Annotated in this window: 15 protein-coding genes and 1 pseudogene; 9 read left to right on the forward strand and 7 right to left on the reverse strand. The window is 68.8% G+C overall.

Going from position 1 to position 12,508, the window contains the following annotated elements; all coding sequences use genetic code 11:
- Positions 1–113: 113 nt before the first annotated feature.
- A complete protein-coding gene (locus ABT299_RS05345; RefSeq protein ID WP_500249843.1) occupies positions 114–1,868 on the forward strand; it encodes an AbeC-like domain-containing protein in 1,755 nt (584 codons plus the stop codon).
- A gap of 14 nt (positions 1,869–1,882) precedes the next feature.
- Entirely contained in the window at positions 1,883–2,209 is a 327-nt protein-coding gene (locus tag ABT299_RS05350; protein ID WP_387023501.1) for a hypothetical protein, read from the forward strand.
- A gap of 65 nt (positions 2,210–2,274) precedes the next feature.
- Here ABT299_RS05350 and ABT299_RS05355 read toward each other — a convergent pair whose 3' ends face one another.
- Positions 2,275–2,802: a hypothetical protein gene (locus ABT299_RS05355; protein ID WP_500249844.1), complete on the reverse strand. Its 528-nt coding sequence runs from the start codon at positions 2,800–2,802 to the stop codon at positions 2,275–2,277.
- A gap of 483 nt (positions 2,803–3,285) precedes the next feature.
- On the opposite strand from ABT299_RS05355, the gene ABT299_RS05360 reads away from it, so the two are divergent.
- Genes ABT299_RS05360 through ABT299_RS05370 form a run of 3 tightly spaced genes read left to right on the forward strand, consistent with a single transcriptional unit; the run spans position 3,286 to position 5,319 of the window.
- Positions 3,286–3,699, forward strand: coding sequence for a WXG100 family type VII secretion target (locus ABT299_RS05360; RefSeq protein WP_500249845.1), 414 nt, complete (start codon positions 3,286–3,288; stop codon positions 3,697–3,699).
- A 1-nt stretch (position 3,700) separates the two neighbouring features.
- A complete protein-coding gene (locus tag ABT299_RS05365) occupies positions 3,701–4,795 on the forward strand; it encodes a hypothetical protein (protein ID WP_500249846.1) in 1,095 nt (364 codons plus the stop codon).
- A gap of 26 nt (positions 4,796–4,821) precedes the next feature.
- Positions 4,822–5,319: a hypothetical protein gene (locus ABT299_RS05370; RefSeq protein WP_500249847.1), complete on the forward strand. Its 498-nt coding sequence runs from the start codon at positions 4,822–4,824 to the stop codon at positions 5,317–5,319.
- 43 nt (positions 5,320–5,362) lie between these two features.
- Here ABT299_RS05370 and ABT299_RS05375 read toward each other — a convergent pair whose 3' ends face one another.
- Entirely contained in the window at positions 5,363–6,490 is a 1,128-nt protein-coding gene (locus ABT299_RS05375; RefSeq protein ID WP_500249864.1) for a DUF2207 family protein, read from the reverse strand.
- A gap of 15 nt (positions 6,491–6,505) precedes the next feature.
- Positions 6,506–7,214, reverse strand: a pseudogene (locus ABT299_RS05380) (DUF2207 domain-containing protein); the annotation flags it as partial.
- 783 nt (positions 7,215–7,997) lie between these two features.
- Here ABT299_RS05380 and ABT299_RS05385 point away from each other — a divergent pair.
- Together ABT299_RS05385 and ABT299_RS05390 are read left to right on the forward strand one after the other, a co-directional pair.
- Positions 7,998–8,372: a hypothetical protein gene (locus ABT299_RS05385; RefSeq protein WP_500249848.1), complete on the forward strand. Its 375-nt coding sequence runs from the start codon at positions 7,998–8,000 to the stop codon at positions 8,370–8,372.
- Positions 8,373–8,540: 168 nt separating this feature from the next.
- Positions 8,541–9,170, forward strand: coding sequence for an SCO4402 family protein (locus tag ABT299_RS05390; RefSeq protein WP_500249849.1), 630 nt, complete (start codon positions 8,541–8,543; stop codon positions 9,168–9,170).
- Between the two features lie 40 nt (positions 9,171–9,210).
- Here the strand turns inward: ABT299_RS05390 and ABT299_RS05395 are convergent, their stop codons facing one another.
- Positions 9,211–9,720, reverse strand: a complete 510-nt coding sequence (locus ABT299_RS05395) for an NUDIX hydrolase (RefSeq protein WP_500249850.1) — start codon at positions 9,718–9,720, stop codon at positions 9,211–9,213.
- A gap of 266 nt (positions 9,721–9,986) precedes the next feature.
- On the opposite strand from ABT299_RS05395, the gene ABT299_RS05400 reads away from it, so the two are divergent.
- Both ABT299_RS05400 and ABT299_RS05405 read left to right on the forward strand, forming a co-directional pair.
- Positions 9,987–10,430, forward strand: coding sequence for an ATP-binding protein (locus ABT299_RS05400; RefSeq protein ID WP_500249851.1), 444 nt, complete (start codon positions 9,987–9,989; stop codon positions 10,428–10,430).
- 46 nt (positions 10,431–10,476) lie between these two features.
- Positions 10,477–10,746, forward strand: coding sequence for an SUKH-4 family immunity protein (locus tag ABT299_RS05405; protein ID WP_500249865.1), 270 nt, complete (start codon positions 10,477–10,479; stop codon positions 10,744–10,746).
- A 3-nt stretch (positions 10,747–10,749) separates the two neighbouring features.
- Here the strand turns inward: ABT299_RS05405 and ABT299_RS05410 are convergent, their stop codons facing one another.
- Genes ABT299_RS05410 through ABT299_RS05420 form a run of 3 tightly spaced genes read right to left on the reverse strand, consistent with a single transcriptional unit; the run spans position 10,750 to position 12,459 of the window.
- The gene (locus tag ABT299_RS05410; RefSeq protein ID WP_387023479.1) at positions 10,750–10,953 is read right to left on the reverse strand and encodes a hypothetical protein; all 204 of its coding nucleotides are present in this window, start codon (positions 10,951–10,953) and stop codon (positions 10,750–10,752) included.
- Entirely contained in the window at positions 10,946–12,172 is a 1,227-nt protein-coding gene (locus tag ABT299_RS05415) for a WXG100-like domain-containing protein (protein ID WP_500249852.1), read from the reverse strand. Before ABT299_RS05415 ends, ABT299_RS05410 begins: the two co-directional genes overlap by 8 nt.
- Complete coding sequence (locus tag ABT299_RS05420; RefSeq protein WP_387023475.1) at positions 12,169–12,459, reverse strand: WXG100 family type VII secretion target; 291 nt, start codon at positions 12,457–12,459, stop codon at positions 12,169–12,171. The genes ABT299_RS05415 and ABT299_RS05420 overlap by 4 nt, the downstream gene beginning before the upstream one ends.
- Between the last annotated feature and the right edge of the window lie 49 nt (positions 12,460–12,508).

Raw genomic sequence — 12,508 nt, forward strand, 5'->3', positions numbered from 1 at the left:
ACTCCACCGGCCGTATAACGCTTCGCATGATCCCGGGTAAAGCCGGTTGTGCCCGGTCCGTCACGCGTAGTTCACTGAGCGTCCGCCCGCCCACACCGCTCACGGGAGTGCAGATGCCGGCTGACGACGACGGGGTCGTGCGGACGCTGCGGGGCTATTTCACGCACACGCCGGGGCAGCGCGTCCGCATGCAGAACGCGACGCGCTATCTGTGCTGCGCCGCCTACCGGGACGAGGCGCTGTCCAAGGAGATCATCAAGGAGTTCCTGTACGACCAGCATCGCGCCGTCGTCCCGTCCTACGGGTTCGACCTGCGGCCGGTGCTGGCGCACTGCCTGCACGCCCGGGAGATGCGGCTGGTCCGGGACACCATGATCACCGCCGCGATCGTGGTCGGGCTGGTGCTGTCGTGGCAGGTCACCCTGCTGGTGCTCGGGACGCTGACGCTGCTCGCCGTCGCCCTGGCCGTGCTGCCGAAGCGCGCCGGACGGTTCCAGACCGCCGTCACCATCGCGCTTCCCGTCGCCGGCGGCCCGCTGCTGCTGTACATCGGCACGACGATGCTGAAGGCGACGAGCGGGCCGGGCCTTGAGGCGGGCGGCGACGGGTTCGCCGAGCCCGTCCGCCACGACCACTGGTTCATCGGCGGCCTGGGGCTGTTCGCGCTGCTCCTCGGGATCTCGTTCGTGCACCGGCTCGCGGTGGTCTGGCTGCTGCGGTCGCTGGGGCCGGACGCCCCCGTCGCCGTGCCGAGGGTGCGCTCGCAGGCCCGGAGCGACCGCATCGACCGGGTCGGCGCCGCCCAGTACGGGAACGTCACGCTGTACTCGCGGCAGAACCCGTTCGTCGGCTCGGGGAAGGTCGACGACAAGCGCACCCGCGTCTGGTCGCTGGTCATCGAACTTGACCGGGTCCGCCCGGCGCGGGCGGACCGTCCGGCCCTGGCCGTCGACCCCGTCGACATGCGCGCGGCCATCGAGCGGAGGCTGACCGCGATGCGCGACGACCTGCCGCCCAACGAGTCCGTCGACCTGCTGGTCAACGACCACGTCGTCGCCGAGGGCGAGTGCGTGCAGGGCCGCCGCCCGTTCGGCCCGGCGCACCCCGGCGTGCGGTACGAGGGGCATCCGCTCATCGATCCGAACACGTGGCGGCCGTTCTCGAAGGCGTCGCAGGCCGCGGTCGAGGTGCTCGTCCGCAATCCGCAGGCGGACCTCCGCTGCTACCAGCGGATCACCGTCGAGGCCCACGCCGCCTCCGTGACGGACGACGGGCGGTGGCACGTCGTGCCGGCCAGGGACGAGGGCGTGCAGATCACCGGCTTCCTCTACCTCGCGGTGCAGGGCCGCATGCTCTACGCGCAGTTCGTGTGCAACGCGCTGCCGCCGATCCGCAAGGACTTCAAGCTGGTGGACGTGCTGCCGTCCTTCACCCCGGCGGAGGTCGTCCTGGAGGCGCTCCGGCAGGGCGGCGCCGCCGCCGTCGGCGAGGCGATCGCGGGGCCGCCGCGGCTGGTCGCGGCGGTGCCGTGGGCCGAGATCTTCCAGCAGGGCGCGGAGCGGCACCGGCGGCGGTTCTTCGCCTTCGACTACGGCGCCCGCATGTCCGTCCGGGAACGCGCCGCGGAACCGGCGTTCACGACCTTCCTCCAGGAACTGGACGTCAACAAGCACACCCGGCTGATCGAGCGCCGCGTCATGGGCGCCCTCCTCGACCACCTCCAGCACGACCGCAACATCGACGTCTCCGACTACCGCACCGAGACGGCGTCGATCATCAGCAACTCGCTCATCATGAACGGCGGCACGGTGAACGGCCAGCTCGGGTTCGCGCCCGGCGGGGACGTCCGCCAGGAGGCCGCGGGCTGACCAGGGGAGACGGCATGTCCGGCAACATGTACATCGGCGACGGCGCGCAGATCGGCGGCCAGGTCGCCATGGGACGCAACGTGTCGCAGGTGCAGCGCGCGCCCGCGCCGTCCGCGAGCACCGACCTCTTCGACCGCGTCGCCGCGCTGATCGACGAGCACGAGGCCGCGCTCCCCGACGCCCGCCGCGCCCGCCGCGACCTGGCCGACGCGCGGGAGGAGGCGGAGGCCGACGACGGCGACACCGAACGCCGCGACAACGCGCTCGCCCGCCTCGCCGCGCGCGTGGCGCCGGTCGCCGCCCTCGCCGAAGCCGTCCACCGCCTCATGAACGCCCTCTGACGCGTAGGCCGGAGAAGTCGTCACCGGACGGGATCCTTCTCGAACGGGCACGAGCGAGAGCCGGGTCAGCCGGCGAGCAGGCCGGAGAAGTCGTCGCAGGTCAGCGTCGCCGACTCGGTGTCGGGGTTGAGCGCGTCCTCCACCTTCACCCGCGACACCCCGGGAACGGCCTGCGCGGTGCACACCAGCTGCCCCAGCGCGACGCGGCTCCAGTCGCCGCCCGCTTTCAGTCCGCCCGGCCCGATGTCGATGCCGGTCACCGAGGCGACGAGCACCCTGGAAGCCTGCACCACGTATCCCGATATGTCCTCCGTGTGGGGCACCTCGGTGTGCAGGCCCTTGCGGCTCTCCTGCGCGGTGACCGGGATCCTCAGCTGGACGAGCGGCAGCATCGGGTGGCCGGCCAGCCCCCGGCGGGTGACCGGGACCAGCTTGTCCCCGGCCACCAGGTAGAGCGTCATCGTCATGCTGCGCCCCTCGGCGACCGGCAGGCTGCCCGCGCTGACGACGCCGGTCGGCCGCACGCCGCACCCTGAGGCCAGTGCAGCGGCCGCCAGCACCGCCGCGATCGTGTGGCGGACCCGGTCGCGCATCGCTCCCCGGCTCGCCGGTGCCGCTGCGGGCAGGAAGCCACAGCGTGAGTCCGTCAGGTCCGAGGGGTGACGCGACGTCCGAGCCATCGCCACACCCTGCACGTACCGGTGCACAACATCACGCCGCCACACCGGCCCAGACCAACTTCTCGAACACGCACAGAGACGGGCCTCCGGGGCAGCGCACTCTTCGCCGCCCATTCGCTCCGTCTTGAGTGCGGCGCGGGCACCTTCTCATCGAAGGCTCCGGTTCACGCGGAGTGCGCACTGCCCGGCGCATTAGGTGAATTCTTCCCCTTGACAGCCGGGTCAACTGCGTCCGACCAGATGGATCCGATGAATCGGGCGCCCTCTGCCCAGGCAAAGGCGAAGCTGATAAATTGGCTGATCATGTGACATTGCCGGAGTCGCGCCATCCTTGACCGGGCGTCGGTGTCCACCCCACGGCGGACGGTGGCGCGTGACGGGAGGAGTCCGGAGGACATGTCCGATCCGTCTGGTCTGGAGAAACTGCTCAATCCCGGAAAGCCGTCGCCGCCCGCGGCCCAGGTCCCTCCTTACCTCGCCCCGATCCTGGACGACCCCGGAAAGCTCGAGTACCGGCAGCTGGAAGAGCTCGAGTCCGGCGCGCGGGCGTGCGGCGTCGTCGCGGATTTCGTGCGGACCGGCCTCGGCAAGGCGGGGCGTCCGACCGACGCCGCGGCCAAGGACCTCAAGGGGTTCGGCTCGGCCGGGCAACTGGGCGCGCTCGTCGACTCCTGGCACGCCAACGGCAAGACGATGGCCGACCACATCGACGGCATCGGGCCGCGGCTCACCAGGACGGCCGCCGCCTACCGCCGGGCGGAGGACAAGATCAGAGGCGCCATCAACAAGGTCTGGCACGTGGAGGGCTGACGTGGTCGACTTCGCCTCGCTCAGGGACGCCCGCCTGGACGGTCTCAAGACGGCGGGCCAGGCATGGCTGACCTATTCGAAATACCTCCAGGGATCGGCGCAGGTCTACGAGACCGACGTCGTCCGGGGCATCGATCGTTCCGGCTGGAAAGGCGTCGCGTCGCAGGTCGCGAAAGGCGAGATCACCCCGGAGGCGCAGCGGCTGAAGCGCGCCGCGTTCAGCGCCTTCAGCATCTACAACACCCTCGCGCAGGCCGAACACGAATTCCGGCAGGCCCAGAAGGACCTCCAGAACGCGGTCAATGAAGCGCACAGCCTGCACATCAGGGTCGGCGACGACGGTTCGCTCACCATGCCGCCGCTCGTGGGGGCGGACCGCAACGACCCGGAGAGCCGCAGGCAGTGGAACGCCACCCTCCAGCGTCTCAGCGGCGCGATGCGGACCGCGGTCGACAACGCCACCAAGACCGACCAGAAACTCGCCGCCGAACTTCCCAAGCTCTTCGCCGAGCGGGCCTGGAAGGAGGACCTCCCGACCGAGTTGTCCGATGCTCCGCCGCTGTGGCCGGTGACGGACTACGGACGGCCGTGGGGCGTCGAGCCGCCGACCGCCCATGACCGGAAGGTCTACGGGCAGATGGAGTTGATCGCGCTCGGCGGCATCGCCAAGCAGTGGCCGACCGCGGCGACGCTCCTGTCCCACTGGCTCGACGGGAGCGGCGACACTCGGCATGTCGACCCGGAAGAGATCATGAAACGCAGTCCGGAGATGAGGCGGGAGATAGAGAAGACCCTGGCGGAGCATCCGGGGGACGGGACCTTCGACTCCGGCTGGAAGAGCGCCAACTTCGACTACCGCACGAACCAGGACATGTACTACGCCTTCAACGGCTACCAGTACAGGGTCCGCGGAGAAGGGAACCACTACACGGTCGAGTTCTACAAGCGGTACAACTTCGGTACCGCCGACGAGCAACGGCTGCCGTTCAAGGCGCCACTCGTGGGCACCGTCAAGCAGCCCGACATCTCCCACCTCCATACGGTCGGCATGGCGCGCGACTTCGACGTCTACGGGTCATCGGGATACCAGCGGTGAAAGCACGTCATCTGCTTTACGCGCTCGTGGCGCTCGTCGGCGTCGCGGTTCTGGCGACCGCCGGAACGGTGGGCTACGCGCTGCTGTCGACGTCGGACGGACCGCTCGCCGAAAGCAACCGAGACCCCCGCGCCGTCAAGGGCTCCGACCCGCGCCTCACCCTCGAACGGGCCGCCGGCGACCTGAGACTGCACCTCCCCGCGTCCATGAGTTCCGTGCGGTACATGACCAGGAACGACTCCAGCCCCTACTTCCTGCATCTCGCCTTCGCCGTTCCCTGCCCGGCCGTCGCGAAATTCGCCGCCGACAATGATCTGCGGCGCGTCCGCTGGAAACAGAGCGTCACGCTCGAAGTGCGCGATCTCCAGACGGTGGCCGGCGACCTCGGACGCCGCCTGCCCGAAGGCCCCGCGACCAACGTGTGGACGAACGACGAACACGACCCGCGCAGCCGCGTCGTCGCGGACGTCCCCTTGAACGACCGGACGTGCCAGGTGATCGGAACCTTTACGGACTACGCATAGCGCTGCTCGCCCGGTGCCGCATCCCTGGCCATGGGCCGCATGGCTACCAGCTACCGCCCCCGCCTCCGCCGCCACCACCGCCCACGTAACCGCCGCCTCCGCCTCCGCCTCCGTACGACGGAGGCGTGTACGTGCTCGAATATCCGCTGTACGAGCCCGTGGAGGAGCGCCCAGAAGGATAGGACCAGTAACCGTTGGACGACCGTGTCGGGGCATCGCTGGAAGCCGTGAAAAGCCAGCCGAGCGCGGTGAACCGGTCGCTCGCCTCCGCCTCGTCTCCGCTGTAGGTGTACCAGTCGAGCCGATCGGCGTACGCGGTACCGAACTGCTCCACGGCCGACCAGAATCGGAGCGCTACTGCGTAGGGCAGATGGCGCTCGCCATCCGGTCGTTCAAGCCGGCGGCCCGGCGCGTATTCCTCCAGCAGCGCCCGGAGCCGCGCGCCGGCGAAGGTGAGATTGTCGACCCGGTCCTGAACGATGAGCGCGACCGTTCCGGCGATGAGGACCGCGACCCCCACCGCCGTCAGGTCGCCCACGGAGAACACGCGCATGTCGAAATTCCCCCACAGGTCCACGACGACCAGGAGGGCGCCGGCCAGCAGGCCGACGAACCCCAGCGTGCGCAGCACCAATTCGCAGTTGTACAGGTCGAACCTGCGGACCAGCCTGCGGTCGCACACGGCGGCGTAAATCATGCTGGAGAGCTGCAGAGACGCGACGTCACTCCGCCGCGCCTCACCGACCCGCACCTTCTTTCTGGATCCGAACAGCTTTTCCAGAAATGCCTGTTCATACGACCGAAGCGGCGCCTCGACGGGGCGCCGGGTCAGCGTCACCTTCTCCCCGTCGTCGTGGATGTGGAGATGGCCGCGGACAGCGAGGTCGACCAGGATCGCCTCGCGTTCGCTGGACCTCCGCAGGGGCAGGAAGTACCGGAGCTCCGCAGGCCCCACCAACTCGAGCAGGTCCGGAACGGGGCGCGGACGCCGCCGCCAACGGACCCACCCCCACGCGGCGGCCAGGAGCGCGCACACCGCGCCGAGCACCGCGTGCCCCACCCACGTCACCGCGTACCGGGGCCGTGCGTAGTGCGGTGGCGGCACATGAGCGGCGCCCTTCGGCAGGCCGATCCTCACCGTGATGCCCTCGTGCGCACCGAGCCTCTGCACGAACGACGCGCTGCTCCCCGTGACGGTCCGGCCGCCGCACGAGCCGTGGGTCCCCTCATGCCCCGCGAAGCAGTCGGCGTACGTCGGCGCCGCCGGGGCGCTCACACGCACCGCCGCCGAGTCGATCGGTACGCTCCAGCCGGTGCCGATCGCGTCCCAGTACAACTCGTCGTGGTCCTTGTACGGGATCAGCGCGCGCCACGTCGAAGTCGATGGCGTAGGTCTTCACCCCCTTGACGTTGACGTTTTCGTCCCCGATCCGGATCTTCAGCGTGCTCGTCCCATGGTCGATCTGCGTCTTGGCGTGCTTGCCGCCCACCGTCACCCGGACGCGGTCGATGTCGTAGAGGCGCCTGCCGTCGCGGTAGGGGATCACCCGCTCGATCCCGTGCCGGTCCCGCGCGCCACCGAAGTCATAGACGATCACCTCGTGGACGTGCAGGAGCCCGTCGGCGCGAATCGTGAGGTCGGCCCGGTAATCGCGGATGTGCTCCGTGACCGTGGCCGCCCGCGCGGGCCAGGCCATGGCAACGGTCAGGAGGACGGCGCCGAGCACACTCCACCGCATGATCCGCATAACGGATAGGACGCTACGAAGCGCCCGTCCGTTCAGCCTCGGGAGAGGGACGCCACGAACGGCCGAAGCCGGACGGACATCTCCTCCGGCGCAGCTCGAGATCCAGGTCACCGTCCCGTGTGCAGCGCTTTCCTTGGCGTGCGGCATTCGACGGTCGCGGAGGAACCGGTTCCCCGCGCTCGACACAATGGTTGACCGTCTTGGACAGTGGGTCTTACCATCCGGCCGGATAACGCTATCGGGCAACGCGAGGAACGTTTACGAGACGGCGCACGCGGTGGGAGCGGGCCGCCTCGCAGAACGGGATCGGCGTCGTTTGGGACGACCTCGGAAAGGCGTTGGCGCCCACGCATGGCATGGCCGGAAATCCCGGCAAGGACCGCGCGGCCGCCAGATTCATCGCCGCCTACAAACCGTCGAAGCCGCATGGCACGGATTCGCCGCACTGCACCGATCCGTCGGTGACATGTCGCGGGGGCTGACACAGACGGCTCATAACCACATCAAGGCCGATCGCAGTTCCGTGATCAACGGCCGCTTCTCAATGGTTCCCCAGCAGCGGGGAACTCTCCTGGACCAGCTGCTGCGCGGTAGCGCCCCCCGCTCACTCAACGTGGCACCGCCCCCGTCGGCCGCCGGCCCCGGCAAATCGCCGCCCAAGTCGCTGCTGGAGAGCCTCACCGGCATCAGCTTCGACCCTTTCGACATCTCCGAATATTGGCCGACAGGGGATCCCTTCGCGCTCAAGGCTGCCGCCAAGGTCCGCTCGCCGCCGAGGTCAAGAAGGTCACCGGCCACAGCGACGCGCCCGACATAGCGGCGTTCGGCGACTACTGGAGACGGCTGGACGGCTCTCCGCCCTCCCTGCTGGAGGCCCTGCCCCAGCTCTGTGCCGGCATGGCGCGGGCCTGCGACAGATACGCCGGTGCCGTGCAGACCGCCCAGATCCAGTTGAACGACGCCGCCCCGAACCCCGTTGCGGCCCTCGTTGAAATGGCCGCGATCCGCGCCGCCATGGCGGCGGCCGCGGGCCGGCTCCTCCAGGCCGTCTCCGTGATCGCCACCGGTGCCCTCGCCGAACACCTCGTCACCTCGGTCACCACCGGCGCCGCCAACGCTCCGAACCTTCGCATCCTCGAAGCCGAGACGGGGCATCCGAACGGCGTCTGCGAGCCGAGCGGAAAACACAAGCCCCGTGCACGCCGCGGCGGCGAGAACTCGAAGGAACCCGAGGACGGCCAGTCCGCGCTGGACGATTCCGTAGCAAGTCAAAGATACCTAGCCGCGCAGGGTCGGCTACGATAAGGAAAGTGGAGAGATAGTGGTGCTGGACAAGACCAGCGACGGGGTATTCCACGGCCATGTCAGGTCATGGGAGGGGCTTGACCAGGCGATGCGAACGCGCTCATAAAGGCGGGCATGTTCAGTCGCCGAGGCAAGTACATAGGGGGAAATTAGATGCGCTATCGGAGGTTGGAGCCGATCGAGCGCGAGGCCGTGGAGTCCGCGCTGAGAGAAGGTGATGTCGGCACCGTCGTGGCGGGCATCGACTATTTGTCGAACTCGGACCAGGACCGGGACCTAGTGCTGAGCCTGCTGATGCGGTGCATCGACCATGCGTCCCCCGACGTCCGCGGCGCCGCGGCCCGTGGCATGGGAAACCTGGTTCGCCTTCATCCGGGCATGCCGGTCGATGACATCGTCCGCGCCTTGCAAGAGCGACTGGTCGACGCGGAAATAGCGCCCTACGTCGAAGACGCCCTCTCCGATGTCGAGACGGCCCATCGCAGGAGCGTCAGCGATCCGCGCGCTGAACTCGTCGGCAGCGTGTGGAAGATCGCGACCGGGGCAATCGATGATCTGACGGAGACATTGGTGCCGTTGGGCCCGCAGTTGGAGCGAGAGCTCACCTCACCCGCCTCCGAGATCTGTCGTAATCACCAGGAATCGGCCAAGGTGGCGAGCCTGCTCTCGGCTCTGGACGCCGTTCTGGACGAGGTTCCTCCTGCCGCCACCGATGCCGAGGTGCTGCGGGAGCCGGGTTGGAGCCACGTCGTCGACGCCGCCCAGAGCGCACTCGCAGAACTCGCTCGCCCGTCATGAACGCCGCGGCGCGGCGCTGGCGTATGGGCGAACGCCGCCACTAGGAGAACAGCGAAGTGACGAGGGGGCGGAGCCGGACCGACATCTCGTCCGGAACCTCACCCGGCCCGCACCAGCGCGCCTCAAGGATCTCCGCCGGATCGAGTTCGAGCCGCCCGCCGGTGACGCGGGCTTCGTAGTACGTCTCCACCCGGTGGCGAAAACCGCTGGCGACGCGAAGCGGAGTCCTTTCCACCTCGACCTCCAAGGAGGTCTCCTCGCGTATCTCGCGGGCCACGCCGTCCTCCAGCCGCTCGCCCGCGTTGACGTAACCGCCCGGCAGCCCCCAGGCGCGGTACTCGGGCCAGAGCCGGTGCCTCAGCAGCAGGATCCGCCCCTGCTCGTCCCGGACGACCCCGGCCGCATAGACCAGGAACGTGTCATGCCGGAGCCGAGTAAGCCGCCACTGCACCCGCCCGCCCAACCTCCTCCAGGCGCGGGCCAGCAGCCGGTGCGCCGCACGCTGCGGGCGGTCGATGAGGCGTGCGACCGGCAGGGTGGTCGTCTTCACGGAAATGTGGCTCGATCCTGGCCGTCGTCCACGGCCGCTGTGTCGGTAAGGAGTATTTGAAGGCGATATTAGTGCTGCGGTGACCCTCGAAATCCTGAACGTGCGTTCCCCACGAACCACGTTCCCGTGCGTGCGAAATCCGAACGTTCATCGGCTGGGCGTGCGAATCCGGAGTCCTGCCTCGGTACCGCGTGCGCGCCCCGCTACCTGCTGTGACGATGAGCGCGACAGACCCGCGACGACGCACACTTCCAGTGAGGTAGCCGATGCTCCCTGCCATTCCCGCCTTCGCCGCGGCCTCCGTTACGCAGCGCTGGCGGCGGCCGTTCCCCGGCACCCCCGACCAGGCTGCGGCCGCCCGTCGCTTCACCACCATGCTCCGGTCCGGCCGCCCTGTCCTCGACGACGTCCTACTCACCGTCGACGAGCTGGTCGTCAACGCGCTACGCCACACCGAATCGGGCCAGCCCGGCGGTACCTTCGCCGTTGACATCGTCAGCCGGGGCGGCTCGGTCGCCGTTGCGGTGACCGACGAAGGAGCACCGTGCGAACCCGCCGTGGCCGACGCCGGCGACGACGCCGAATCCGGTCACGGCCTGCGGACCGTGTCGCTCCTCGCGTCCGGGTGGGGATGGTTCGGCAACGACCGCTCCCGCGCCGTTGCCGCGCTGTTCACTCCCACCGCCGTGTCCCTGGGCGAGATCGCGTGACCGGCCGGAACTCCGCGAACGCACGATCGCCCGGGTGCGGTCCACGATGGCCACCCCCCATGCGAGCCGACCCGCACGCCCTCAACGCGCTTCGCCGCGCCGACGTCTGGTACGCCGCGACGGCCGGCCATCCCGTCCTGCTGTCCATCGAGTCCTTCGACGAAGGCTTCATCGCCGGCCGGCCGCCTCGCCGCCCAGCGTGCCCGACCGCGTCCTCATCATCGACCGCGACACCGGTGCCCTGATCCTCTGGCCCGCCTACGACACCGCCATCCTGATCAGGCAATACCACGCCTACAAGAACGGCACCCTCTGACGATCAGCTTCCATCGTCGAGGACCTCGCCCAGCGGTATCTTCGGCGAGATCACTTTCACCACGCACGCGCGGTGCGCGAACAGCTCCTGAGAAGGGAATCCTTGCATCACCGCGATCGTCACTCGGCGCAGCTCCGGGGATGAGGCGGGTATGCTGCCGCCGCAGAACGCGCAGGTGAATCCTTCGGTATAGGAGTTCTCAGTCATCGAGGCCGTACCATCTCTCCTTGTCGAGCTGCCGCTGGATCCACGCGTCCGAGGACCACTGGTTGGTCACGATGTTCCCGTTCGAGGGATTGCGGATGGTGACCTGGCTCTGCCCGTCGCCCCGGCGCCAGACGAAGACCTGGTTGCCGTTCTCGTCATAGTAGAGGTCGTCCGCGTTCTCGATGACTTCCTTAGGGTCGATGTCACGGTCTCCGTCGCCGCCGCGGAGCGTCGAATGGAGCGTCTCGCTGACCTCCCTCTCGACCTCCGCCTCGAGTATCCGGAGGTTCGGTGCGTTCTTCGCACCGATGGCGACGGACGTGACGAGATGCTCGGCGAGGGCGCCCACGGCGATCCCGCCGACCACCTGCACCAGCTTGCCCGCTATGGAAGCGAGTGTGGCGCGCAGAGCGGCGATCTCGAGCAGCGCCCCGATCGGGCTGGCGGCGGCGTCGTTGACCTGTAGCTGCGCTTCCCGCAGGGCGGTGGAGTACTGAGCGCAGGCGTCGGAGATCCCTCCGCAGAGCCGGGGCAGGCCCTCGAGCACCGTGGCCGGCTCGCCCCCGGCGTCGATCTTCTTCCAATAGTTTCCGAATGCGTCGATGTCTGGTGCGTCGCCGTGCCCTAGGACGCCTTTCACCTCTGCCGACAACTGGCCTCTGATGTCGGTGAGGGTGTTCTGGGCCGTCTTCCAGGCGAAGGACGCCTCAGTGAGCCCGTTCGGATCCCCGGTCGGCCAGTATCCGGAGATGTCGATCTCGATGCCGGTCAGGGAACCGAGGAGCGAATGCGGTTGTGGTTTTCCGGGCCCCGCCGCCGACGGCGGACCGGGGAGGTGCAACGGAGGCGAGACCACATAGCCCAGGAGCCGGTCCCGGAAGGGGACCGTCGGCTGCGGAAGCATGGAGAAGCCGCTGCCGATCACCGAATGCTGGTCGGCCTTCGTGTGGTTCTTCGCGGTCTGCGCGAGGCCGCGGGACATGTCGCCGACCGACCGATGCAGGGCGGCGAAACCCTGCCAGGCGGCCTGCGCGGCCGGTGTGTAGGCGCTGACGAACTTCGCGGCGGCCTCGTCCTTGCCCGGGTTTCCGGCCATACCCTTCACCCCGGAAAGCGCATCGGCGAGGTTGTGCCACGTGCCGCCGGTCCTGTTCTGGCCGGCCGCGACGCGCTGGGCGGCCCCGTGCACGAACTCGGTGTCGATCCAGACGCGGCTCACGCCGACCACATTCGTACGTTGGTGTCGCTCGAACTGCGAAAATTGCGGTGCGCGCGTCCGACGGCGCGCCGCAGCCGGTCCAGTTCGGCATGCAGGTCCCTGGCCGTTTTGTCCCATCGTGCGTGTGCCGCGGTGTAGGCGTTCCGTGCGTCGCCGTCCCACTCCGCAAGGGATCCCGCAAGCGACTTCTCAAGCCTGTCCAGCACGGTCTCGAAATCTCGCAGGGCTTTCTCGAAAGAGCGCTCTGCCTCGCTGAAAGCGGCGAAATCAGCACGAATCAGAGTCATGGACGTCCTCACGGGGGAGTGGGCACCGGCGAGAACTTTACCAAGTAGG

This window comes from Spirillospora sp. NPDC000708 (assembly GCF_040299565.1).
Taxonomy (GTDB): Bacteria; Actinomycetota; Actinomycetes; order Streptosporangiales; family Streptosporangiaceae; genus Spirillospora.